The organism is Calothrix sp. CCY 0018 (assembly GCF_963920925.1).
In the GTDB taxonomy this organism is placed as follows: Bacteria; Cyanobacteriota; Cyanobacteriia; order Cyanobacteriales; family Nostocaceae; genus Rivularia.
The window spans coordinates 33935-60770 of record NZ_CAWUDI010000003.1 but is presented as its reverse complement, the minus strand read 5'-3'; the positions used below and the strand labels follow the sequence as shown (position 1 = coordinate 60770).

The following is a 26836-nucleotide window of genomic DNA, read 5'->3' as shown; positions in this document are numbered from 1 at the left end:
GGAACGAATATTATATTTTGGTTTCCTATTAGATGTTCCCTTTTTGTTGTTACCTCTCGAAGACTGTAGAACTTACCCAAAGTCGCCAAATTAGCGGGTGTTGGGGGGAATATTATTGGGAATACTTACTTAATCATTGCGATGGCGTAAGTCCTCGACTATTAAAAACTGTAAAAAAAGTAAGAAAGAATTAAAAAAGAATTAAATTAAATAACATCATACCCTTGTAACTAATTTAACTTGTATTTAATTATATTTTTATCTAACTTAATAGCAATATTCTGAAACAATCAAATCTCGATAAAACCAGCATTAATTAAATTTCATATAAAAATCATATTACTTTAAAAGAAAATGTTATAACGATACCACTTGGAAAGCTAAAGTTTTGTTAAGATACCAGTAAAGCAAGTTTTCTTGGCGGAAATACAACGCCAACCTATTGGAGAACTGCCAGAGCGTTAGTTACTACAGAGTTCAGGTATACAAGTTATGACCACCTATATTTTCTTCGATGAAGCCCTATACATATTCGTAAAAGCTTTCTTGGCTTCAATAATGTTGCTACTTACGATATCTGGAATCGGGTTGGCAGTTGTTGAGACAATAGAAAAAGAAAGCCGAGGCAATTCCTATCCCAAGCATTTTCATTAAAACTACGGAAAAAGAATAATAATTCATCAAAAAACTGAGTGCAAGTGTTCGCTTTGGACTAATCTTGGGCACAATATACTTATACAGTTATTCGGTAGCTTTATTTACTTAAAAATAAAAAAAATAAGTATATACACTGCTACGAAGACCCTATTTAAGGAATAAGTTGTAATGAGTCTATTCGATAAAGCGTCCGGTTCTCAAGGTGGAGTACAAAATGCACTCAGTCAGGCAGAAGCTTTTACTGCTATTGCTTTAATTGCAGTTGCTTCAGACGGCAATCCTTCACAAAAGCAAGCAAGCGACATTTATCAAGCCTTGTCTAATTTAAAGATGTTAAACAGGCACTCTAAAGATGAGATGCAATCAATGCTTGACCAATTGTCAGGTATTATTAGACACGAAGGTGTAAATAGTCTATTTGATACTGCCAAAGACTCCATACAGGAAGATTTAAGAGAAACAGCTTTTGCGATCGCCACCGATTTAGTTTTGGCTGATGGTATCCTTGCCGAAGAAGAAGACTTCTTGACTGAGTTGTACCAAGCTTTACGGATTCGCAGTGAAATAGGTCAAAAAATCATCGAAGTGATGTTGATCAAAAATCGGGGATAGTAGCTACGACAGAGTTAAAATTTAATATTTTTCCATCCGCAGTGCATCGGTAGAAGCGATATAGAAAATCGAAAAGTACTGTATTAAACCTTAATGTTGTATTTTTTACTTAATAGTTGCTTCCAAATACCATAACTCGATAAATAAAATTGAATAACTAACTATGTTTTTGAAATGTGCCATCATGAGTCTCAACTCGTGGTGGTACATTTTGCTGGGGATGAATGTAGGGGTAGAGGGGGTAGAGGGGGTAGAGGGGGTAGAGGGGGGAGAAAATATAAACGTTCCTAACTCCCAATTCCCCATCTTTTTTTGATTCGATGTGACAACAATATGTAAAAATGTTAAATTCGGTACTTTATGTTTTCCCTAAAAGAACTATAGGATTAGAGGACTTTGTTTGCGAGGGTTGCTCCTCGTAATTTCAACAATTCTGTGAACTGAATCAATTAACGCATCATTATCCTAAATACCCGGTATTATGCCTTGTTCTGCCACTCTCAAACAGCTAGTTGAATTGCTTGGTGCTAAAAGCGTAAATCTTTCAGAAACAGCACTCGCACAATCTTTTGTTGGTATAGAAACAGACAGTCGAATTATTAATCCGGGAGAAGTATTTGTAGCTTTTCGTGGTGAAAAGTTTGATGGACATAAGTTTGTCGCTACAACAATCGAAAAAGGGGCTTGTGCAGCAATTGTTGATTTTGAATACGAAAATCCGCAATTTCCCGTATTGCAAGTCACAAATACTTTGGAAGCTTATCAAAAAATTGGTCAATGGTGGCGCAATCAATTTTCAATACCCGTAATTGGGGTAACGGGTTCGGTGGGTAAAACCACAACCAAAGAGTTAATTGCTGGGGTTCTAGGTACTCAGGGAAAAGTTCACAAAACTTATGCGAATTTTAATAATGAAATTGGCGTACCAAAAACTCTTTTAGATTTAGTTGCCGAGCATGATTACGCCGTGATCGAAATGGCGATGCGGGGGCTGGGACAAATTGCCGAACTTACTCAAATAACTCGTCCGACAATTGCCGTAATTACGAATGTGGGAACCGCGCACATCGAGTTACTCAAGTCGGAGGAAGCCATAGCCCAAGCAAAATGTGAATTATTGGCAGAAATGCCTTCGGATGGGGTAGCTATCCTCAACTACGACAATCCTCTATTGATGGAAACTGCTGCAAAAGCTTGGCAAGGCGAAGTTATTACTTTCGGTTTCACTGGGGGAGATATTCACGGTAAATTGATTGATAACTATACTTTGGAAATAGCCGGTTTACGTTTACCTTTACCGATGCCGGGAAGACATATTGCAGCCAACTACATGGCAGCTTTAGGAGTTGCACAAGTATTAGGCATTGATTGGAATTGTTTCAAAAACGGTGTCGCGGTAGATATGCCAGGTGGACGTTCCCAGCAATTTACCTTACTCAACGACGTGGTAATCTTAGATGAAACTTATAATGCTGCACCAGAAGCAATGGTTGCAGCATTGAATTTATTAGCTGAAACACCAGGAAAGAGACGCATTGCCGTATTAGGCGCAATGAAAGAACTTGGCGATAAATCCTTATATTTGCATCAACTCGTAGGTAAAACAGCAAGCTCTCTAAACTTAGATAGTTTGATGGTATTAGCTGACTGTACCGACGCACAAGCCATAGCCAAAAGTGGCATGGGCATCCCTATCCAGTGCTATTCTACCCACGACGAACTAGCAAACAGCTTAAAACAATACATCCAAGATGGCGATCGCATCTTATTCAAAGCAGCCCATTCAGTCGGACTCGATAAAGTCGTAAGTCAATTGCGCGAAGACTTAAGCGGGAACTCTTAACAGTGAACAGTTAACAGTGAACAGTTAGGAGTTAGGAGTTAGGGGTTAGGAGCAAGTAAGGTCAAAGGTTAAAGGTTAAAGTTCCCCTTGTCCCCTTGTCCCCTTATCTCCGCATCTCCCCTCCAATGCCCAATCATCTATCGCCAATTAAAAAGTAAGTCCGAATGTAACGTCTTTGAAATAAAAACGCGCCCAAATTTGTAAATAAACAGGTAATTGCTAACCACAATAAAATATAAGTAGGAATGGCAACGATACCGATTGCAAACCAGGTGTAAACGTGCAGTATCATTATTGCTGCGAAAAAACCAGCAACAGCCACTGATTGCGAAACTTGAGACAACGGACGATGAAGTGCAGCAAGAATCATTGTGGATGTTGTGGCGATTAAATTCGCTGGAACCAAGAAGGCACAAATTGTTACGCAGTTGTTGCGAGAAAACTCTGCGATGGTGTTAATATCAAGCATCAATTTTTATTAATATTTTCCACTTGCTACCATTTTATGTAATATTTTAGTGAAAAAACTAAATGTGTTCAAATATATATTTCTGACTTAATTAATAAAAAATTAAGATTAATTACAAAATATCAAAATATCAAAATATTAAAAATCATTTTTAGGTTTCAATTTATATTATCAAATGATTTATGTAGAGACGTTGCAGTGCAACGTCTCCGTATATTTTCCCGTATATTTCAATTTTTTTGAATAACAAGCGCCAAAGTTCACTTAGCGCCAAAGTGAGCGGCGATCGCTTCGGAATCCCCGATTAATTTACCATCGATAAACAATTGAGGAACTGTGGTTGCACCTGTAGCTGCTCTTAAACCACGAGTAGTAAAATCTTTGTTCAAGGTAATTTCTTCGTAACTTAAACCTTGTTGTTTGAGTATCTCTTTGGCACGAGCGCAGAAAGGACAACCTTCTTTAGCAAACATGAAAAGACTCTGGGGTTTTGCAGCTTGAGGATTAATATACTTAAGCATTGTATCTGCATCGGATACTTTAAATGGATCGCCGGGTTCTTCTGGCTCGATAAACATTTTATCGATTACGCCATCCTTCACAAGCATTGAATAGCGCCAAGAACGCTTACCAAACCCTAAATCGGTTTTATCAACTAACATCCCCATGCCTTCCGAAAATTCACCGTTACCATCGGGAATTAATGTCACATTTTCTGCTTCTTGATTTTTCGCCCATTCGTTCATTACGAAGGAATCGTTTACCGAAATACAAATGATGTCATCCACGCCATTTTCTTTAAAAGCTGGAGCCAGTTCGTTGTATCCTGGTAAATGCGTTGAAGAACAAGTTGGAGTAAACGCTCCAGGTAAAGAAAACACAGCCACAGTTTTACCTTTGAATAATTCCGAAGTGGTGATATCCTTCCAATCATTGTTCTCGCGAACCCGAAAAGTAACGTTAGGAACTTTTTGACCTTCTTTATTAGGCAGCATAAATAAAACTCTGATGATAAATACAACTTCTTAAGCGTAGTCGTTATGAGTACATTTGTCAACCATTTGAAGATGGGGTGATGGGGGGATGGGGAGACAAGGAGACAAGGGGAAGATAATTCCTAATCTAAAATCTAAAATCTAAAATCCAAAATTTCTCACTCCTAACTCTTAACTCCTAACTCCTAACTCCTCATTGACTCTTTTCCTATTTGTATATTTCTGTCATTTAATAACCGCATATTTAGCGATAAGCTTGAGCGTGCAAATTGCTTTACAGCGGTTAATTACAGCAAAAATATCTATGAAAAGAATACTGTATATTGTGTTTTTGGTGATACCTTTATTGTTTGTCACTTACGCTTGTGGTGAGGAAATTCAAGCTACAGTTGCTCCTGTAGAAGTAACAAAGATGGTTGAGAAAACTAAGACAGTTACCGAACCTGTTGAAACTGCAACAGCTGCTAAATCTGTTGAAGTAATTTCTAAAGAAGAAACCGTATTTAAACCCGTGGCTATGGCTGCTTCTCACGAGGAAGCCGCTAAGCTGTTTAAACAAAATTGTGCGGCTTGTCATGCAGGTGGAGGAAATTTAGTTAATGCACAGAAAACTTTGAAAAAAGATGCTCTTGAGAAATACGATATGTATTCTAAAGATGCAATTGTTTACCAAGTAGTTAATGGTAAAAATGCAATGCCTGAGGGCGGGAAAACGTTTATCTTCCGAGCAGATAGAAAGCCTTGCAGAATATGTTTTGGCTCAAGCTGACAAAGGTTGGTAAAAGTTTAACTTGAAATTCTAAGAGTAACTAGCTCGAAAATTTAGTGGTTAATATTTGTTTTTTCGTATAGATAACTACGACAAAAATAATTATAAGCCACTAATTATTATGTATTAACAGTTCTCTTGTAAACCATTATCTTTTTACTAATACTCATGCGGTTTTACCAAATCTCTCTCAGTTTGGTGATGGTTATTGTACTAATGCTATTTTCCTTTCCGGGTGGGGCTTTGGCATCAAACCAGGATAGCTCGCAAGACTTATTTGAATTAGCGATCGATCGACTCGAAAGCGATCAATACGCCGCAGCGATTGAAAATTTTAATCGGGCAATTGAGATTAATCCCAATTATACTAAAGCTTATTACAACCGCTGTTTAGCTTTCTTGCATTCATCAGATTACCAGCACGCCATCGCAGACTGTAATACGGCTTTAGAGCAAAACCCAGATTTTTTTGAAGCTTATCTAAATCGGGGATTAGCGTATTATAAATTACAATTACCCGTAGCCGCGATCGCCGATTTTAATTATTTTCTGACAACTAATCCAAATGACTTCCGGGCTTACTATGACAGGGGTTTAGTATATTTCGAGCAAAGAAGTTATCAAAAAGCACTCAGTGACTATAACAGAGCATTAGAATTAATATCTGAAAATAATACTCAGTTACAAGTAGCCATACATAACGATAGAGGCGAAACCTACCTACAGTTAAAAAACTTTGAGTTGGCTATTGAAGATTTTAGCAGGGCAATTGCTTTAGGTATGGAAGATGCAAACTATTATTGCAATCGGGGTTATGCTTTTCGTCAGCTAAACAAATATTTATTAGCGATCGATGACTTTACCGAATCAATTCGACTAAATCGCAAACAAGGTGCAGCCTATGTTGGCAGAGGTTTTGCTTTGTATAAAAGTGGTAGACACTCTGAAGCACATATTGATTTTCTTCAAGCTGCCGAATATTTTCGCGATTATGGAAAAATGCAGCAATTCCATCAAATTATTTATTTAATCAAAATATTGCGTCGTGACTCTCCTTTTACATCTAAAGCTTTATTAACTTAAATCAGGAGCAGAGAGTAGGGAGTAGGGAGTAGGCAGGGGAAGAGGAGGAAGAGGGGGAGAGGGGGGAGAAAAGAATTTTTGGTGTTTACATACAATAAACCCTTGATAAGGTTCGTAGTAAGCGATTTATCCTTCTTAAGGACTTACTACAAACCCTTTAAAACTAATGCAAAGGAATACTACCCACCATATTAAATATGAGGGGTTTTCGTGGTGGAAGCGTCTTGCTCCCCCGACTGAATCCGTTTTTTTGAGAAGAGCTTAGTTAATATCAAGGATTTATGACTTTGTGATGCCTAATACTCTATATTTAATGCGAATAACACGGTTGTTCAAGGTAATCTAAAAAACTCAATCTTTTTACAACCACAATTTTAAACAACAATGTTCATGGATAACTACCACTAAGTAGTATTTACAGTTATCTAATTGCAATTTCCTGTTAAATGAAATACTAATCAATAATCTAAGTAAGTTTAATTATGCTTGATTGTAGTTAAATCTAATCTTTAGTTTGATGTATATATTAATTTCAGGCACTAATTTATATTAATTACATCTATATACTTAGCAGTAAGTTTTTTTGCCTAATACTTTCGGATTATATTATGGATTATTTCCCGATTAAAAATTGAATGCAAGTATAAAAGATATTAAAAAGCACTTTTTTTTTTAAATTCAAGATATATTGTGACAGATTTTGTAGTGGGTAACAGTAATTACAGTTCTATAATTTAGTTGCAGATTACAATTGCACAAATACAAATAAAGTTCACAGATTGAATCAAAAACGAAGAAATATTCATCAAAAAGGAATATCTCAAGGGCGTTACTATTTGTGTTTACCTTAAAGGGATGTTCCCTATTCTCAATATAAAGAAAAATGTTTGAAAAATATCCGCGCTCGCATCTACATACTTCTATTTTTGCCAATAATATTTTTTTTTAAGTATAAGTACGCAGTTTTCCGGAAGAACAGTATGAAACTCTGTGTAAAGAAAATATGGGTATTAGTAAAATGAAATACCATGAATGATATTGGATTGCTGATAGCAAGCGCCCTTACAAGAGGACATCCATCTGTGCCCTATTTATTTAATGAAACAGCAGTTGAGCTTAATTTAGGCGTTAAAGAATCAAATCTGATTCAATCAGCTGGTAATTGTACTCTTGCTCGCATAACACCACCAGAATTTATTGGGCCAAATGGAATTCAGATAGCCTCAACAGTTTTTTCTAAAAAGAATGAGGATGTACTTAGAAAAATTAGAAATAGAATTTACTCCGTTGATTGTTGTCGGTTGGCGAGTAAGGTTATTTCTGTAACAAAAAAGCAAAAGCCAATTATTTTAGAAACTTCCTCGCTAGACAATTCAATTTCAACAAAGGGAGAGATTATATTGCCTTCAACTTCTCCACCTAGTTTGACAGACGCTATCGAAAATACTCCCTATGTTACTCCTCAATTGCAACAGACTTTTGCAGGAAGTCCTAATCCCAGACAAACGAACTCAGGAAAGTTTTTTGTCAGCTACGATCAAAGATTGCCTAATTTGAGTTTCGGTACTTCCGGGCTATCCGTCAGAGTTTTACAGCGACTGCTAATAGCCAATGGTTATCGTATTAGAGTTGATGGAAATTTTGGCGCACTTACAGAAATTGCCGTAAAAGCTTTCCAAAGCAACCGGAATTTGACTGTAGACGGTGTAGTTGGACAACAAACTTGGCAAGAATTAACAAGGTAATAACAATGTAGAAGAGAATACTTTGAATCATACCTTAAAAAAAATGTTGGTGGGAGTGTTCTATAATACATTTGCTCTAAGAGTTTTTCCGGATGTAAACTTATGGTGCTGTCATAAGTAGTGTAGGTATTAGGAGGTCAAATAGATGACCGTACTGGGTTTGCTGGTGGCAAGCTTTGTAACGCAGGGGCAACCGTTTCTGCCTACATTTTCTCTAGTTAACGTTCAACCGGAAAAAGTTTATCAAGGCTTATCTAGTCAGCACTTGTCTACTTTTGTTTTTCGTAACGGATCTCGATCCAACTTGTCCGCGTCTACAATAAAGTATCAAAAAAGACTTCCAATTGCTTCAAGCAAAATTTCTCGACTGGGTTTTGATAATTCAATAGAGAAGCATCAGAGAAAAGCTACTTTTTCTCCTGGATCAAAATATTCTATGAATGCCGAGCCTTTGTTAAACAAAATCCCATATGTGAGGAAAGAATGGGATATGCCACAAAAGCCCCTATATGATGCAGAAGAGCGTTTACTAGCGCAATATTATCAAGGTCAACAGCTACCAGTTTTACGTTATGGCAATAGTGGGAATGCTGTCCGAGTATTGCAAACGCTGTTGACTTATAATCGTTACGGCGTGAGTATAAATGGAAGGTTTGATGTACTTACAGAGACAGCGGTAAAAGCCTTTCAAGCGAATCGACGGTTGAGCGCTGATGGGATAGTTGGATCTCGGACTTGGCGAGAATTGACAAGATATGCAGCATTGCATACAAAAAAAGACTCGATGGAAATCCCCATGCTTGGCGATCGCCCAATTTATCCTTGGCAAAGAAGCGAAGGCGGCAATTTCGCCGAGGAGGGCGTAAGTATTTAACTATATATTTAGCGATATTGATGCTGTTCTAATTGTTGTTGCGCTCTTGGTTTATAGATTAAGTAAAATAATGATTCGAGGTAGCGCAGCAAGTCTTCTCTTTGTTCTTTAGAAGTAAAGTTCCAGAAACCATAAATTCGCGCTAATGTCAGCAATTTATTAACGTGAATTTTCCAAGTATAAGTACTGTAAACTCTATCTATACCAGCCTGAGAAATTTCATTCCAATAGTTAGGATTTTTAAGGCATTGGGCATCAAAATCCAATATTTTGCTGGCTGTCTCTTCTAAGTTTGTCGGATTAATGTAAAAACCATTTACTTTATCTTGAATAATTTCTAAAGGTCCGCCGAATTGGGTGCCAAAAGTTGGCACTCCTGAAACCATAGCTTCTAAAATTGTTAAACCAAAAGCTTCAAATAAAGCAGGTTGAACAAATATTCCTTTACGATCGGCTATGACTCGGTAAACTTCACCTGAATCAGCTTTAGACAAACGTACTCCCAGCCAGCGGATTTTACCGTGAAGGTTATATTTTTCGATAGCATCATAAAGTTTAATAATTTCATCGCGTTCTTCGTTATCTCCCGATTCCTCAACGCGCAATTTACCTGCTACTAAGATTAAATTACAACGCTCCTGTAATTCCTTACTTTGACCGAAACATTCTGCTAAACCCGTAAGGTTTTTAATTCTATCCAAACGCGCCATTGAAAATAATGGGCGTTTATTTGGCTCGTCAAGTTTGCCAAATACCTGAGTTGGATCTTCTAAAGTGAAGAGCAATTCTGACAATCTTTGGGAATCATTTTCAACCCGTTCTTCTTTTCGCGAATAAGGGAAAAAGCAATTTTCATTAACTCCTGGAGGTACTACATTAAATTTGGGACTAAACAGCTCAATACCATTTACCACATGATACAAATCTGGCATGGTAAAGCATTGATAAGATTCATACTGTCCGACGCTATCGGTTGTTCCGACAATTTCTTGATAGGTGCTGCTAATAACAAAGTTTGCTGCATTCATTGCAATTAAGTCGGCGGTATATTGCAATGAAAAATGATACTTATCTTCTAAATCTTGCCAGTATAAGTTACTAAATAGATATTTAGATTTTTCCAAAGCGTGGGCTACGTTACATTGAGTTACCTTCAGACGACGCGACAATAAAAATGCAACTAAATTACCATCTGTATAGTTGCCAACAATAAAATCTGGTCTGCCTTGAAACTCTGCTAATAGTTCTTTTTCCGCATCAATAGCAAAAGTTTCTAGATAAGGCCAAATTTCAAACCGGGAAATCCAGTTTTGAGTCATATTAGGATTGTATCCCCGAAACGGAACCCGTAAAATCCAGGCATTTTGGGTACTGTGGACTTTTTCTAAACGTTGGTTACAAAGAGTACCGTCACTATTAGGAATCAGACGAGTTAAAATAATGACTTTTGGCTCAACATTTAATGTTTCTAAACCTGCTAATTGTGCATCTTCTTGGAGTTGTATTTCCAGAGTCTTAGCTTGATCTAAAACGTAAACTACCTGCCCGCCAGTATCTGGACGACCTAAAACTCCTTCTTGGGCAAACCAACCGTGAGAAGACACCAGGACAATTTTAAAAATCATCGGAATCCGGGAAATAAACGCTTCCAAGGTTTGAGGATCTGGAGAATCCATTAATTCGTCAAGAATATTTAGAGTCTCTAAAACGCGAGCAGATGTATTACCCCAACCTGGTTCAAAGCCCATCGTTTGCAACTGAAAGCGAAAACTTTCGTAAGATTCCTCTTGTGAACGATTTCCGACAAAATCTATCGCATTTTTAAGTTGTTGAGAAAGATGCTGTTGAGATTTTATACCACTATTAATTAGCAGTTGAACGCCGTTATATTCATGCAGTTGTAGGAAGTTGAATAAACTTTCTAACCATTGTTTGGAGTCTGCAAATAACTTACTTGAGAGATAGCGGTTAAGAAATTCTACTCCTTTACCAATATTTTTCGGATCGCGAATCTGTGGAGAGTAGTCATAAAAAGGAGCAAAATCTAGCTCTAATAGATCGCCTTCTTGCGGATTATATTTATTGACAAAACGGTCGCGTACATTCAATAATTCTTTTGTCGTCATATTCTCAATATTTAAGTCAGACGTTAAGCGAAAGACTTCTTGAGAAGCTATTTTGGGACGAATAATAAAACAAAAGCTTGATTCTTCTCGAATAATTTCTTGAGTATAGTAAATTAATTTACTTAAGTTAGAACCCGTATAAAACTCTTCAGATTTTTTATATTTAGAACAATAATCGCTATAAGCATTAAGTATATCGTTACGCAGTAAATAGCTATTTTCTTGCTGTCGTAAATCGCTTAAAAAAGACCGGAAATCACTTTTTTCTGCACTATCTAAAACAGATTTAATTAATTCTGACATGGTAGCTCCGATAAGTTTAATGTTGTTTTTTTGCATGGCTAATTAGCAAAAGGAAAAGCTTTAAATCTGCTTTATTACCTTTTACTCTTTTAGAGATAGCGTATTAATTTATTTTTGCACTCTAACTAAAGACGTACAATCTTAAGAGAAAAGAAGTAATATTAATTAATAATTTTGAGCTAACAATTCGATTATCTTTATCATATAAAGATAATTAAAGTTCGTAGTAGCGCTTCAGCGCCTCCGAATTTGGATGCACTGAAGTGCTACTACAAGCCCCTTTAAATTAATAGAATAGATGGCTAAAAATCATCCTATGAAAATATATCTGCTGCTTTATTAGACTTACCTTGTATATGAAAAAAATTATCTTTCGGGTGCGCCCTCACCAAACTTGATTAAAAAGGCGATCGCCAAACTCACCAGCAAAATCAACACGGTACTCAAGGCGGAACCAAAACCCCAATTTTGAGCGGTACCAAGAAATTGATTGTAAATTAACCGTGCGGCTGTCATGCTAGCTGCACCACCGAGTAATTCGGGATTAACGTAATCTCCTAAACCAGTGATAAATACCAGCATCGAAGCAGCAGCAATACCGGGCAAAACTTGAGGTACGGTAACTCTCGCGAACACCTGTATGGAATTTGCTCCTAAATCGGATGCTGCTTCGAGCAAGCGTTGATCTAGTCTTTCCAAGGAAGCATATAAAATTAACACCATGTAAGGCAGCAAATTGTAGCTCATACCAATTAATACAGCTTGAGTACTGTTAAGTAAATCTAAAGTTGGTAAATTGAAATCTGCTAATACAGTATTAAGTAAACCTGTGGGACGTAAAATTGTAATCCAAGCATAAGAACGAAGTAGCGAGGAAGTCCATAAAGGTAGAATAAAAGCTAAAAGTAGCAGATTTCGCCATCGTTTTGGAGCCATCCGTGCAATCCAAAAGGCAACCGGAAAACCTATAACTAAACAAATACCTGTAGTAGCTAAAGCTAAAAGTAAAGAGCGTTTAATTACCTGTAAATAAAGAGGATCTAAAATGCGTAAATAATTTTCAAAACCACTTGGATTTACAATATCTCCAGGTCTAATTCCCGGTACAAAGCTTAATTCAATAATTATCAGCGTTGGTAAAACTAATAATAATAAAAGCGTTAGGGCAGCAGGTGCCAATAATACTAAAGCTTGAAACCAATTTTGTGACGATTTTCGGGTTTTAATTTTCTGGTAATCATTTGGTTGGGAAGTTTGGATTTTGGTAGTCATGGAATGTAAGAGTTAGGAATTAGGAATGTAGAGACGTAGCAGTGCTACGTCTGTTAGGAGTTAAGAGTTATTAAAATTGGAAAAACGAATCTAAGTTTCAGCACTTAGGCAACCACAACGTTAAATTTGGTATTCCTAACGTTAAGATCCCCCCAACCCCCCTTTGTTAAGGGGGGCTTTTCGTAAATCCTAAATTTCAGAGAATTTGATCGTTGAGATTTTTGTCCATTTTAATGGACTTGAGCTATTAGCCAGGGACTTGCAGTCCTTGGCGGGTTTTGATTATAAACGACAAAAGATAACAAGTCCTAAAATTTCAACAACCAATATTAAAATACAATCCGTCAAAGTATAACTATACCTAACTCCCAACAGACGTAGCACTGCTACGTCTCTACATTCCTAACTCACATCAACCGCTTGTTAATTTAGTCCAATAGCGCTGGTAAACTTCTTCAAATTCACCAACGGGGCTAAGACGTTCGCATTTTTCTAACACTTCTTCTGGTGGAAATAAAGTTGGATTATTCTGGATTTTTTCGGGCAATAATTCAAAACCGGCGCGGTTTGGAGTTGCAACACCTAAACGTTGACTCATGCGGGCTGCTACTTCTGGTTTTAACATAAAGTTAATCCATTCGTAGGCACCATCTATATTACTGGTGGTTGTGGGAATTGCAATTGTATCCGTCCATAAAGATGAACCACTTTTAGGTGTTATATATTTGAGTTTGGGGTTTTCTCTAGTTATCTGAAAAGCATCTGATGAATAACACATTGCTAAAAGTAAATCCCCGGACATGATTTGATTTCGCCATGCATCGGTACTGAAAGCAGCTAGATCGGGTTTTAATATTTGCAGCTTTTCGTAAGCTTCTTCGATGTGCTTTTCATTTTTTGAATTATAAGAATAACCCAACATTTTTAAAACTCCACCAATCACTTCTCGCGCATCATTAAGTAAAGTGATTCTTTTAGAAAGTTTTTGTTGATTTTGCCAAAGATAATCCCAATCTTCCGGTGCTGTTTCTAATTTTTCGGAATTGTAAATAAAGCCTGTAGTACCCCAACTCATGGGGACGCTATAAGTATTATTTTGGTCGTATTCGGGATTTTGAAACCGGGCAAACAAATTATCTAAGCCCATTAAACGCTTGGGTTCGATTTGCTTTAATAATCCTTTATCTACCATCTTTTGTACTACGTAGTCGGATGGATAAATCAGGCTGTAAGTACCACCACCACTTGCTTGTAATTTAGCAAGCATGACCTCATTAGCATCGTATACATCTGCGAGTACTTTGATCCCAGTTTGAGCGCTAAAAGTTTTTAATAATTGATTATCTGTGTATTGAGTCCAAGTATAAAGATGCAATTCATCAAGCGCACCAGCTTCTTGAGAAGTGGCTCTTACGTTACCCAATCTCCAACCGCAACTTGCAGTTATTAATCCAGAAAGTGCAGCTAACCCTGTCAAAAGTTCTCTTCTTCTAATCATCTATTTTAGATTTTTTCTATTTTTCCTTCAGATATATCAAGACAAATATTTTATTAAAAATATTGTTGTTACTGTTCACTGTTCCCTGTTCTCTATCAAAACAAATTTTTTAAACATTTACGATAAATTCCTAGATTAATTATTAAGTAAAGCTAGACAATCATTTTCTGCCCACCAAGCATAAATTGGAGTTTCGGGATCTGGCAACATTCCAAATGTACTGGGCTGCATCACAACAATATGTAAAACAGGCGTTAATTCAACAACATAATTAACGTGAGTTCCCAAATACATGATGTTAACCAAACGTCCTTCAAAACAGTTATTTTGTACGCTAGGCTTGTACAAAGAAAGCTGTATTTTTTCGGGACGCACGCTCAATACTACATCTTGGGATACGCCAGTTGGGGTATGTGAATCGCGTTGAACAATGATTTTTAGTCCGGCTTTGGTAATAACCTCAATATTGGCTGCGTCTACATCAACTATTTGCCCTTCCAACAAATTTGTATCGCCAATAAAATCTGCTACAAATGGTGAGAGTGGTTGCTCGTAAATATCGTTAGGGGTGCCAATCTGCTCGATATGACCTTGGTTCATTACCGCAATACGTTGGGATAATGACAACGCTTCCTCTTGGTCGTGCGTTACCATAATAAAAGTTAAGCCTAAATTTTGATGTAAATTTAATAACTCAACCTGCATCTCTTTGCGTAGCTTTAAATCTAACGCCCCCAACGGTTCATCTAACAATATAACCGCAGGACGATTGACTAAAGCCCGTGCTAATGCTACCCGTTGCTGTTGACCGCCAGAAAGCTGATTGGGAAATCGCGATCGCAAACTTTCCATTTTCACGAGTTCCAAAGCTTCTTTGACTCGATTGTTAATTTCGGCTTTGCGTAGTTTCTTTAACCTTAAGCCAAAAGCGATGTTATCCCATACATTGAGATGCGAGAATAAAGCATAACTTTGAAACACCGTATTAACTGGTCTGCGGTGAGGGGCAACTTTAGCCATTGGACGACCTTGAATAAACACCGTTCCTGCGTCCGCTCTTTCAAAACCAGCAATCAAGCGCAAGATAGTAGTCTTTCCACAACCGGAAGGACCGAGAATACTAAAAAATTCTCCTTGTCTGACATCTAAATCTATTCCGTGCAATGCCGGTTCTTTGTTGAAAAATTTGAATACACCAGACAGTTCGACATCAAGCGACTCAAAAGTCGTCACACCCTGTTGCTGCTGGGTTATCGTTTGAGACATAGTTATGTTTAGATCCGCGTATTTGTACGTATTTGCGCCAATATATATAGTCTATAATCGCTAACTATTATAGGCACTTTGGTTTATTGTATACGTCAAAAACAAATTACTTGCTACAAAGCGCTGCCTCTGGAAGTATAAAGTCAGTCATTCGTCTCATCAACGATTCATCGCTGCTCAGTTTTGGATGAATCCCCGGATTTACCCGTAGACATAATCTAAAATTGATATGGTTCTTTACGAACTAACACCGGCGTAGCTAAAAATACACCAAAACATAATATAATCTTCCAAATATTTAACGGTCGTCTCCCGGTTTTTACGGAGGCACAATTGTATACAGATAAAGCTATTTTCTCTATATTTTTTGTTTTATGAGCTTATTACAATTACCATCAATCGGCAAGAAAAAAGATGCGCGTACTGTAGGAAAAGGCTTCCAATCGATATTCTTAATATTATTTACCTTGTTTTTGACAAGCGGAATTCTAAGTCGATTAGCATATTTACAAGTAGTTAAGGGAGAAAGCTTTAGTAAGCGAGCAGAAGAAAATCGCATTCGTTTAATTTTGCGACAGCCAGAACGAGGAAATGTTTTTGATCGAAACGGTAAACTTTTAGCTACAACTCGCTATCCTCACTCCGTATATTTGTGGCCTATGGCTCATAAAAAAGAGTCTTGGGAAACAGTAGCTCCGCGTTTATCTCAAATTCTCGGTATACCCGAAAAACAAATTCAAGAACAAGTAGAAAAAGCAGGTCCGAATTCCAGTTCTTTGGTAAGGATTGCTCGCGATATCAATCTAGCTCAAATTACGGCTTTAAAAGAGTATGAAAGCGAACTACCGGATGTAGAAATTAACCGAGAAGCCGTTCGCTACTATCCTCATGGCGCACAACTAGCTCACTTACTCGGTTATACCCGCGAACTAACCGCAGAACAATTAGCCGAGAAAAAGAAAGATGGCTACCGTCTCGGAGACGTAATCGGACAGATGGGTGTAGAAAGAGCCTTTGAAACTACCTTACGAGGAGAATGGGGCGGTCAACAAGTGGAAGTTGACGGTAAAGGTCGTCCGCTCAAAGTATTAGGAGTAAAGCAAGCAAAAGCCGGTCAAGATATCGCATTAACCATAGATTTGGATTTACAAAAAGCTGCTTACAAAGCTTTGCAAGGACGTACCGGCACAATTGTTGCTTTAGATCCCAACAACGGTGGGATTTTAGCAATGGTGTCCTATCCCGCATTCGATCCCAACGTATTTTCCAAACAAAATCCTTCACAAAAAGAGTTGCAGGCAATACTTTTAGGTAAACAGCATCCCATGCTCAATCGTGCTTTCAGAGCTTATCCTCCTGCAAGTACTTTTAAAGTTGTTACTATGGCAGCTGGTTTGGAATCGGGTAAATTTAATCCAAATACAGTACTGCAAACCTACGGTTATCGAGTTTTTGGCGGACACCGTTTTAACGAATGGAACCATGCTGGATTTGGCCCCTTGAATTTTTCAGGAGCTTTAGCTTGGAGTAGCGACACATTCTTTTATCAAGTAGGGGCAAGAGTCGGGGGTGAGCAATTAATAAAATGGACTAAAAAATTCGGATTCGGCTTACAAACAGGCTCAGAATTTTCCTTCAGCGAATCAAGAGGCTTTGTACCCGATAACGCTTATCAACGAAAATTGTGGAAACGCGATTGGACGGTAGGCGATTCAGTGAATATGTCCATCGGGCAAGGAGCATTACTAACTACACCTTTACAAGTAGCAAGAATGTTCGCCATCCCAGCAAACGGCGGCTATTTAGTCAAGCCTCACGTTCTTAAAGACAACGAAGAGAAAAAGAAATGGCGGGAAAACATCGGGATGAAGCCTTCAACCACAAAAATGATTCAAAGAGGATTGCGAGAAGTAATTACAGACGGTACCGCTAAGTTAATGAATTCGCCAACGCTTCCCCCAAATGCGGGTAAAACCGGAACCGCAGAAGCATGGTTACCAAGTCGTGTCAAAGCAAATCATGCTTGGTATGGCGGATATGCGCCCGTAGACAAACCCGAAGTAGTTATATTAGCATTCGCCGAACACTCCGGAGGTGGTGGAGGTAGCGTCGCCGCACCAATGGCAAAACAAGTCATGGAAGAATACTTCAGTCGTAAATATCCAGGTAAATATAAGCAAGCTGAAGTTGAAGAGAAGAAGGCTCAGTGAACAGTTAACAGTTAACAGTGAGGAGTTAGGAGTTACTAAGGTTAAAGGTCAAAGGTCAAAATTCTCCTTGTCCCCTTGTCCCCCCATCTCCCCATCACCTCTACTTACATTCCAAAGAAGCGCGAGTAGAAACGCCGGTTTTTGAATTAACACCACTGGCGTTTTCGCAAAGTTTTTGAATTTCTACGCGGTCTAAAATTGCACCGCTAAAATCAGCGCCGGTAACATCAACATTACGAAAAATAGTACGTAACATCATTGCATTGGTAAAAATTCCATCACTGAGGTCGTCATCAGTAAAGCTTGTTAAATAAGCTATACCATCACTGAAATCAACACCGTGAAAATTTGAGTTTTGCAATAATGAACCGTTAAAAACAGCACCGCGCATATCAGCGTTGCTAAAATTAGTATCTTGTAAACTGACAGTAGTATATTCTTCTCCGACTAAATTTTGACCTGATAAATCTTTACCAGATAATTCATTTCCAGCCGCACGAGAAATACTAGAAGAACTTGCAGCTTCAGCCGACAAAGAATAGAAAAGCACCACAATAGCCAAGACAAAGCCAGTTAATACTTGCCAAAATTTCATAATCTATCTCTAAATTTCTACTTAATAAAACTCAATACACCCACATTTAATCATACTTGGCAACGAAGAGGATGAGGAGATGAGGAGAGGGGGGGATGGGGAGAGGGGGAGAGCGATAAGTTAGGAGTTAGGAAAATATTTGTAGTGGGAGCGTCTCGCTCCCTTTTTTTTTGCAACCGCGTCTAATTACCAATTATCAATTACCAATCCCTAACAACTAACTACTAACTACAACATCGTCGTAGGATATGTAAATATGTTGTTGACTAGAAAAAGCGAAGTTGTTTGTGGCTAATAAAGAAGAAATCGCTTTGACTTTGGCGCGAACGCCTTTATTTACGGCTGTACAAGAATTGAACGCGCGGCTTACCAGTTTTGGCGGTTGGGAAATGCCTGTTCAGTTTTCTGGTATTACTAAAGAACATGAGGCTGTTAGAAGAGAGAGTGGGATGTTCGATATCTCCCACATGGGAAAATTTAGTTTACAAGGTAAAAACTTAGTTTCTCAACTTCAAGGTTTGGTTCCTTCGGATTTAAGCCGTCTGCAACCAAGTCAAGCGCAATACACTGTGTTATTGAATCCGAAAGGTGGGATTATTGATGACATAATTTTTTATTATCAAGGCGAAGATAATACTGGTTTACAAAAGGGATTTATTATAGTTAACGCTGCAACTACGGCTAAAGATAAAGCATGGTTGCTCGAACACCTCGATACTCAGCAGATAGAATTCCAAGATTTATCGACGGAAAAGGTTTTAGTAGCGATTCAAGGGCCAAAAGCTACAGAAATTCTGCAAAAATTTGTAGAAGAAGATTTGACACCTGTCAAAGCATACGGTCATTTGGATGCAACAGTACTTGGTAAACCTGCTTTTCTGGCTCGCACTGGCTATACCGGAGAAGATGGTTTTGAGGTAATGGTTGAACCAAGTGTAGGAATCGAGCTTTGGCAAAAGTTGATTGAAGCGGGCGTAATTCCGGCAGGATTGGGTGCCAGAGACACTTTGAGACTGGAAGCCGCTATGGCGCTTTACGGACAAGATATTGATGATACCACTACTCCTTTAGAAGCTGGTTTGGGTTGGTTGGTTCATCTAGACACGAAAGGCGATTTTATCGGACGTAAAGCATTAGAACAGCAAAAAGCAAACGGGGTTCAACGTAAAGTGGTACGTCTGCAAATGCAAGGACGCAATATTGCCCGTCATGGCTATCCCGTATTATCCGCAGGTAAAAAAGTCGGAGAAATCACCAGCGGTACATTATCGCCGACACTTGGTTATCCCATCGCTTTAGCATATGTAACTACAGAGCTAGCAAAAGTCGATAACCAATTAGAAGTAGAGATTCGCGGTAAAACTTATCCCGCAACTGTAGTGAAGCGTCCGTTTTATAAGTCAACAAGTCGCGTTAGTAAATGAACAATTAACAATGAACAATTATCAAAGAATAACTGGTAATTGATAACTGATAACTGATAACTGATAACTGGGGAGAATAACATGGCTTTTGAATATCCAGAAGATTTGAAATACTTAGATAGTCACGAATACGTGCGTCTTGAAGGTGAAAATGCGACTATTGGAATTAGTGCTTTTGCTATAGATCAGTTGGGAGATATCGTATTTTTAGAATTACCCGGAGTTGGCGATCGCATTACTAAAGGAGAAACTTTTGGTACGGTTGAATCTGTAAAAGCTGTAGAAGACTTGAATTCACCCGTAACTGGTACCGTCACCGAATGTAATGACGCAATGGTTGACGCTCCGGAAAATTTAGCAGATGAACCCTACGGTAAAGGTTGGTTGATAAAAGTCAAAGTTGAAAACCCCGGCGATATTGATGACGCAATGAGCGCGGCTGAGTATAGTTCTAAAGTGGAAGGGAAGTAGGGGAGATGGGGAGATGGGGAGATGGGTAGAGGGGGGACAAGGGGACAAGGGGACAAGGGGACATTTAACCTTTAACCTTTCTTCCTAACTGCTCACTGCTCACTGTTCACTGTTCACTGTTCACATAATTGTTGCAGAATATTAAGTAGTAACGTGTGGAGAGAAATCAGTTAGTGGTAATTTATGCCCCTCGTAATTCGTTTAATAATGAGCAAGCGATCGCACAAGAATCTCACTCTGTGACTTCTTTTGCCCAAAGACATATCGGGCCAAGTTCTGATGATGTCACTAAAATGTTGAAGGTTTTGGGTTTTGATAGCCTGGAGCAATTGATCGATAAAGCGGTTCCGCAAACGATTCGCACTGATGGTAGTTTGAATTTACCGTCAGCACAAAGCGAATATGCTGCATTAACAACTTTGAAGGAAATTGCTGAAAAAAATCAAGTTTTTCGTTCGTTTATCGGTATGGGGTATTACGACTGTATTACTCCAGGGGTAATTCAAAGAAATATTTTGGAAAATCCTGGTTGGTATACTGCTTATACTCCTTATCAACCGGAAATTGCTCAAGGAAGACTTGAGGCTTTGTTGAATTTCCAAACTTTGATTACCGATTTAACGGGTTTGGAAATTGCTAATGCTTCGCTGCTTGATGAAGCTACGGCAGCAGCGGAAGCAATGAGTATGAGTTATGGTGTTTGCAAAAACAAAGCTAATACCTTTTTTGTTTCTCAAGAATGTCATCCCCAAACAATCGCCGTGTTGCGGACACGGGCAGAACCTTTGGGAATTAATATTGTTGTTGGGAACCACCAAACTTTTGATTTTTCTCAACCAATTTTTGGAGCTATTGTTCAATATCCTGCTACCGACGGCGCGATTTATGATTATGCCGATTTTGTCGCTAAGGTTCATGAATCGGGTGGTTTGGTAACTGTAGCTGCCGATCCTTTGAGTTTAACTTTGTTGACTCCACCGGGGGAATTTGACGCTGATATTGCTGTTGGCAGTACTCAACGCTTTGGTATTCCGTTGGGGTTTGGGGGACCTCATGCGGCGTATTTTGCAACGAAGGAGAAGTATAAGCGGCAGGTGCCGGGACGAATTGTTGGTTTATCAAAGGATGTTCAAGGTAAACCCGCATTGCGTTTGGCATTACAAACCCGCGAACAGCACATTCGGCGCGAAAAAGCAACCAGCAATATTTGTACCGCACAAGTCTTGTTAGCCGTGATGGCAAGTATGTATGCGGTTTATCATGGACCAGATGGAATCAAGAAGATTGCTCAAAAGATTCATTTTTTAACTGCTAATTTAGCTGAAGGATTGAAGCAAATTGATTACAGCATTGAAAATGAATATTTCTTCGATACGCTGCGAGTTAATTTAGGAAAGCGCAGTAAAAAAGAGATTTTGGAACGTTGTCAAAACAAGAAAATCAACCTCCGCATTTTCGACGATAATTCCGTCGGAATTTCCTTAGATGAAACCACCACGGAAGAAGATGTAGAAGATTTACTAGAAATTTTCTCTTTAGAAAACCTCCCCCCCTCTCCCCCTCCCCCCCTCTCCCCCTATCTCCCGCTCCCTCGCAAATCCGACTTCCTGACTCACCCAATTTTCAACCGCTATCATTCGGAAACGGAATTATTGCGCTATCTGCATCAACTCGAAGCCAAGGATTTATCGTTAACTACTTCGATGATTCCTTTGGGTTCCTGTACGATGAAGCTCAACGCTACTGCGGAAATGATACCCGTAAGCTGGGCGGAGTTTGGTAAAATTCACCCGTTTGCTCCTTTATCACAGGTGCAAGGTTATTCGCTGCTATTTGAGCAACTTGAAAAATGGTTGGGAGAAATAACGGGTTTTGCGGGAATTTCTCTGCAACCTAACGCCGGTTCTCAAGGAGAATATGCAGGGCTTTTATCGATTCGGAGATATCACGAAAGCCGATCTGAAGCACATCGTAATATCTGCTTAATTCCTACTTCTGCTCACGGTACAAACCCGGCGAGTGCGGTAATGTGCGGTATGAAAGTTGTTGCTGTTGCTTGCGACTCTGAAGGTAATATTGATATCAATGACCTGAAAGAAAAGGCGCAGAAACACGCAAACGAACTTGCTGCTTTGATGGTGACATACCCTTCAACTCACGGGGTATTTGAAGAAGGAATCAAAGAAATCTGTGAAATTGTCCATACCCACGGTGGTCAAGTTTACATGGATGGTGCGAATATGAACGCCCAAGTTGGTATTTGTCGTCCAGGTGATTTTGGTGCAGATGTATGTCACCTAAATTTACACAAAACCTTCTGTATTCCCCACGGTGGCGGCGGTCCGGGCATGGGACCAATTGGCGTAGCCGCTCATTTAATTCCCTTCCTCCCCGGAAATCCAGTAGCGGATTCTTCAAATGGTTCGGTTTCTGCCGCACCTTGGGGTAGTGCCAGTATTTTGGTAATTTCTTGGATGTATATTGCCATGATGGGTGCAGATGGTTTAACTGAAGCAACCAAGGTGGCTATTCTTAATGCCAATTACATGGCTAAAAGGTTAAAAAAACATTATCCCGTGCTGTATGCAGGCAAAAATGGCTTAGTCGCTCACGAATGCATCTTGGATTTACGTTCCTTGAAGAAATCGGCGAATATCGAAATTGATGATATCGCCAAACGCTTGATGGACTATGGTTTCCACGCTCCTACAGTATCTTGGCCCGTAGCAGGTACCGTAATGGTAGAACCAACTGAAAGCGAATCCCTTGAGGAATTAGATAGATTCTGCGATGCGATGATTTCTATTCGCGAGGAAGTAGCTGAAATTGAAGCGGGTAAAGTGGATGCTCAAGACAATGTTTTGAAAAACGCACCACACACCGCCCAAAGTTTAATTGTAGGTGAATGGAATCATCCTTACACCCGCGAACAAGCCGCTTACCCCGCACCGTGGACGCGAGAACATAAATTTTGGGTTGCTGTAGGGCGCATTGATGCCGCTTTCGGTGACAGGAATTTGATTTGTTCTTGCCCTTCGATGGAAAATTATTCCGAATAAATTAAAAATGTAGAGACGTAGCAATGCTACGTCTTTACACAGTTGCGAGAAAAACGAACCATTCATAATTCATGCTGTCAACTACTAATATTATAAAAAAAAGATGTTTCTCAGATGGCTAAACCATCTACAGAAACATCCTCAAATTCCAATAATGCGATATGCGAAGTCTAATTTCTTTCAATTATTAGATTTTCGCTTTTATCCGTCCAACCTGTGTATCGTAATTAGCTAAATGCTGTTGCAAATCTTTCCAAGTAACGCCTTCTAAACTAGGCAATACGATATGAGCTTTACCGACTCGCTCGTTTGGCCCTAATCCTACTACTTTCATCCCGGCAGCAAGCCCTGCTTCGATTCCTGCCGTTGCGTCTTCTACAACTATACAGTTATGTGGTGACACTCCTAACTTTTGGGCTGCGAAGAGGAACAAATCTGGTGCTGGCTTGGATTTCGCTACACTGTAACCGTCGGCGATCGCCACAAATTTATCTGCAATTCCCAAGCGTTGGATTACGGTGCGAGCGTTTTTACTGGAGGAACCCAAAGCTATTTTAATTCCTGCTGCTTGCAATTCTTCTAGTAAGTCAGCTGCTCCGGGAAGCAAGTCGTTGGGTGTAATACTCTGCATCAGTTCGATGTAGTATTTATTTTTACGCTCCATCATATCCTGAATCTGTGATTCACTTGCAGAACGACCTTGCAAAATAGCCATCAATGATTCTCTACGCGGTATACCTCGCAAGCCTTCGTTGGCTTCTCTGTCAAAGGGAATGCCTTCTTCATCTGCTAGCTTTTTCCAAGCTAAGTAATGGAATTCGGAAGTATCGGTAATTACTCCGTCTAAGTCGAAGATAATTCCTTTGATGGAACTAGAATCAGAAGCAGAAGTTTCGGGGGAGGTAGAAATTATTGGAGTGGCAGAAACGGGAATGATTTCAACTTCCTTGTTGTCATCTTCTTGAGAAGCAGTTAAATCAACTTGATACCACTCCGAACGCCATTGCAAGCGGAATTTTAAACGTTTCCAGTGTGCGGGAAGATTGGGATGAGCGGTAATAATTCCATTTTCTGTAACTCTAATTCCCGCAAACCCAAAGACTACAGCTTGCCATACTCCACCCGCACTTGCTGCGTGAATTCCCTGAGTTGCATTACCACGAACGTTATCTAAATCTACCAAAGCCGCACGCATAAAATGAGTGTAAGCTTCAGTAGGGTTATTAAGGTCGCAAGCAATAATGGCATTGATTGCCGGACCCAAGGAAGAACCATAAACGTGGTCGGTGCGGGGTGTATAATAAACCCAGTTGTTTGCAATAGTTTTTAAATCAAAGCGATCGCGCATCAAGTAAAACAGCATCAATACATCTGGCTGTTTGAGTATCTGCTTGGCTTGGGTTTCTTCAACTCCCAAAACACCCTGCATTGATTTATTGCGCGGTTCGTAATCGTCAAAGTTGACGTATTCTAAATCATAGAAGCCATCAAACTGCTCGATTAAACCTGTTTGAGCATCTTGATTTAAGTAGATATTATCGGCAATAAAAGCGAAATTTTCTAACTTTTGGGGATTTATATTTAGTTTTACTGCTAACTGCGTGGCTTTTTCGGGATAATTTTTCGTTAACCATTCCCATAATTTCCCTACAGTATGTAAATGCCACTGCACCATGACATTAGTAAAGGCATTGTTATCAACCTGCTCGTGATTCTCATCTGGCCCGATAACGTTAAGAATGTCATAACTTTGACGTTGTTCGTTCCAGGAAACCCGACTTTCCCAGAAACTAGCGGTATCTAAAATCATTTCTGCGCCATAGTCGCGCATCCATTGATTATCGCCGGTATGCTGCCAATAATTCCAACTTGCGTAGGCAATATCTGCATTGATGTGAATTTCAAGATCCCCGCACCAAATACGGACTAATTTACCGTTGGGATCGGGAACCCATGAAGGAGTTACTTCGTCTCCGGTAGCCGCACTTTCCCAAGCAAACATTGCTCCTTTGTAACCAAGTTTCTCGGCTTTGCGTCTTGCCCCCGGTAGAGTATGGTAGCGGTAGTTGAGCAGATTGCGAGCTAATGCTGGTTGAGTAAAAGTAAGTAGGGGCAGAATAAAAATTTCCGTATCCCAAAAAATATGTCCGCGATATTCAAAACCGGAAAGAGTTTTGGGCGGAATGCTGACTTTATCGTCGTGACGCGGTGTTGCAGCCAGGATTTGGAAGATATTGTAACGAACGCTTAACTGTGCTTTTTCATCACCCTCAATAATTACATCGCTATCAAGCCATACTCTTTCCCACGCTGCAATATGAGTTGCTAATAAAGTGCTGTAGCTGGGTGCTTCCACCAAATCAATTAAGGCAATTTCTGCGGGAGTCGAAGTTTCACGCGAAGTGTAAACCGTGGCAATCTTTTCTACACTTACGGTTTCCCCCGGATGTATCTGAAAGCTTTTTGTTAGTTGGGAACTGCATTCAAATTCACGAGCAAAGTTATCGGCTTCATTTTCTACGATTAACTTTGCAGCCATACCCAATTCAATTTCTGAGTGCAAAGTTTTACCGTGCAGCCAAATGATTTTATCCGTGCCACCTTCTTTAACAGTCTGCCAATGTTCGATCCCCAAGGTATGAGGTTCAGCCTCAAAGCCAGCAGTGACTTCGATTTCACCCGCATAATCTAAAGAAGTAATTTCACAATGAATCGCTAAAAAATGCTGACTAGCTAAAGAAACAAACCGCTCAAAATGCAAATCTAAAGTATATCCCGATGGTGACTTCCAACAGACATCGCGAGTTAAAATACCCAAACGCATATCAAGAGAGCGTTTGTATGCGAGTATCTCACCTTCATCCATCCGAAAAGTTTTCCCAGCCACCTTAATTGTTAAAGGTAGCCAGTTAGGGCAATTTACAATTTCAGTTGCAGCTATAGCCACATCATCGTAAACCCCATTAATAATTGTTCCGGAATGCTCATGGGTGTATCCTTCCTCAAAACTACCCCGCACTCCCAAATAACCATTACCTAAAGTAAAAACTGTTTCTTTATGATGTAATTCGTTCGGATTAAAACTTGTTTCTATAATCTCCCAGCCCTTGGAATCATTGACTTGCTGGGATTGCTGAGAATTATTAATTGATAAACTTAACATTATTTATATAGCCTCGCTGCGCCTTGTACTGTGCTGGGATGGGATTTAATTGGATTTACCAGAAATATTTGCGGCGATTTCCTGTTGACGGCTCGCCATTTTAGTTGAATGCAGCAAAAATGCTTAGAAGCGGCATTGAACATAAAGCCTTAAACTGCATATCCCCCTATAGATAGATTTGCTTAAGAGTTTGTCCTTAAACCGGGAAATGCAAGAAAAGAGATGAATTGACACATTTTGTTACCAAACGTACAAAACTACACGTTTCGGATACAATTTGTCATATTTTTCCAGTATCTGGATTAACTAACCGGAATTTTTTTACTGTTGATCAGCGGGTATTTCTGAGCCATATTTTCGAGTACTTTTGACTTTACTCGACAAAAAACTTAATTTACTGAC

At 39.2% G+C, this 26836-nt stretch carries 17 protein-coding genes and 1 pseudogene; 10 read left to right on the top strand and 8 right to left on the bottom strand.

Annotated elements, in window-relative coordinates:
- Positions 1-825: 825 nt before the first annotated feature.
- Positions 826-1269 (top strand): tellurite resistance TerB family protein, encoded by a 444-nt coding sequence (locus ACM03V_RS02875; protein WP_414619247.1) that lies wholly within the window; start codon positions 826-828, stop codon positions 1267-1269.
- Positions 1270-1750: 481 nt separating this feature from the next.
- Entirely contained in the window at positions 1751-3112 is a 1362-nt protein-coding gene (locus ACM03V_RS02870; protein ID WP_414619246.1) for a UDP-N-acetylmuramoyl-tripeptide--D-alanyl-D-alanine ligase, read from the top strand.
- Between the two features lie 133 nt (positions 3113-3245).
- Here the strand turns inward: ACM03V_RS02870 and ACM03V_RS02865 are convergent, their stop codons facing one another.
- A complete protein-coding gene (locus ACM03V_RS02865) occupies positions 3246-3581 on the bottom strand; it encodes a hypothetical protein (protein ID WP_414619245.1) in 336 nt (111 codons plus the stop codon).
- Positions 3582-3841: 260 nt separating this feature from the next.
- Positions 3842-4576: a glutathione peroxidase gene (locus ACM03V_RS02860; RefSeq protein WP_414619244.1), complete on the bottom strand. Its 735-nt coding sequence runs from the start codon at positions 4574-4576 to the stop codon at positions 3842-3844.
- Positions 4577-5057: 481 nt separating this feature from the next.
- Between ACM03V_RS02860 and ACM03V_RS02855 the strand changes: the two are divergent.
- From ACM03V_RS02855 to ACM03V_RS02840, 4 genes and pseudogenes are all read left to right on the top strand, one after another.
- Positions 5058-5358: pseudogene (locus tag ACM03V_RS02855) on the top strand (c-type cytochrome).
- A gap of 230 nt (positions 5359-5588) precedes the next feature.
- Complete coding sequence (locus tag ACM03V_RS02850) at positions 5589-6428, top strand: tetratricopeptide repeat protein (protein ID WP_414619243.1); 840 nt, start codon at positions 5589-5591, stop codon at positions 6426-6428.
- A gap of 1028 nt (positions 6429-7456) precedes the next feature.
- Positions 7457-8173, top strand: coding sequence for a peptidoglycan-binding domain-containing protein (locus ACM03V_RS02845; RefSeq protein ID WP_414619242.1), 717 nt, complete (start codon positions 7457-7459; stop codon positions 8171-8173).
- Positions 8174-8318: 145 nt separating this feature from the next.
- Positions 8319-9047 (top strand): peptidoglycan-binding domain-containing protein, encoded by a 729-nt coding sequence (locus ACM03V_RS02840; protein ID WP_414619241.1) that lies wholly within the window; start codon positions 8319-8321, stop codon positions 9045-9047.
- Between the two features lie 8 nt (positions 9048-9055).
- Here ACM03V_RS02840 and ACM03V_RS02835 read toward each other — a convergent pair whose 3' ends face one another.
- From ACM03V_RS02835 to ACM03V_RS02820, 4 genes are all read right to left on the bottom strand, one after another.
- Positions 9056-11476 (bottom strand): sucrose synthase, encoded by a 2421-nt coding sequence (locus ACM03V_RS02835; protein WP_414619413.1) that lies wholly within the window; start codon positions 11474-11476, stop codon positions 9056-9058.
- Positions 11477-11842: 366 nt separating this feature from the next.
- Positions 11843-12748 carry an ABC transporter permease gene (locus ACM03V_RS02830; RefSeq protein WP_414619240.1) on the bottom strand — a complete coding sequence of 302 codons (906 nt, stop codon included), beginning with the start codon at positions 12746-12748 and terminating at the stop codon, positions 11843-11845.
- Between the two features lie 412 nt (positions 12749-13160).
- Positions 13161-14246, bottom strand: a complete 1086-nt coding sequence (locus ACM03V_RS02825; protein ID WP_414619239.1) for an ABC transporter substrate-binding protein — start codon at positions 14244-14246, stop codon at positions 13161-13163.
- Positions 14247-14381: 135 nt separating this feature from the next.
- Positions 14382-15518, bottom strand: coding sequence for an ABC transporter ATP-binding protein (locus tag ACM03V_RS02820; RefSeq protein ID WP_414619412.1), 1137 nt, complete (start codon positions 15516-15518; stop codon positions 14382-14384).
- A 368-nt stretch (positions 15519-15886) separates the two neighbouring features.
- On the opposite strand from ACM03V_RS02820, the gene mrdA reads away from it, so the two are divergent.
- Positions 15887-17722 carry a penicillin-binding protein 2 gene (mrdA, locus tag ACM03V_RS02815; RefSeq protein WP_414619238.1) on the top strand — a complete coding sequence of 612 codons (1836 nt, stop codon included), beginning with the start codon at positions 15887-15889 and terminating at the stop codon, positions 17720-17722.
- Between the two features lie 100 nt (positions 17723-17822).
- Here mrdA and ACM03V_RS02810 read toward each other — a convergent pair whose 3' ends face one another.
- Positions 17823-18317: a pentapeptide repeat-containing protein gene (locus tag ACM03V_RS02810; protein WP_414619237.1), complete on the bottom strand. Its 495-nt coding sequence runs from the start codon at positions 18315-18317 to the stop codon at positions 17823-17825.
- 287 nt (positions 18318-18604) lie between these two features.
- Here ACM03V_RS02810 and gcvT point away from each other — a divergent pair, with 287 nt between their 5' ends.
- The 3 genes from gcvT (at position 18605) to gcvP (ending at position 23271) form a co-directional block, all read left to right on the top strand.
- On the top strand, positions 18605-19741 hold the full coding sequence (gene gcvT / locus ACM03V_RS02805) for a glycine cleavage system aminomethyltransferase GcvT (protein WP_414619236.1): 1137 nt from the start codon (positions 18605-18607) through the stop codon (positions 19739-19741).
- An 81-nt stretch (positions 19742-19822) separates the two neighbouring features.
- A complete protein-coding gene (gene gcvH / locus ACM03V_RS02800) occupies positions 19823-20212 on the top strand; it encodes a glycine cleavage system protein GcvH (RefSeq protein WP_414619235.1) in 390 nt (129 codons plus the stop codon).
- A gap of 173 nt (positions 20213-20385) precedes the next feature.
- Positions 20386-23271 carry an aminomethyl-transferring glycine dehydrogenase gene (gene gcvP / locus ACM03V_RS02795; protein ID WP_414619234.1) on the top strand — a complete coding sequence of 962 codons (2886 nt, stop codon included), beginning with the start codon at positions 20386-20388 and terminating at the stop codon, positions 23269-23271.
- A 187-nt stretch (positions 23272-23458) separates the two neighbouring features.
- On the opposite strand, the gene pgmB is transcribed toward gcvP, so the two are convergent.
- A complete protein-coding gene (gene pgmB / locus ACM03V_RS02790; RefSeq protein WP_414619233.1) occupies positions 23459-26434 on the bottom strand; it encodes a beta-phosphoglucomutase in 2976 nt (991 codons plus the stop codon).
- Positions 26435-26836: the final 402 nt, after the last annotated feature.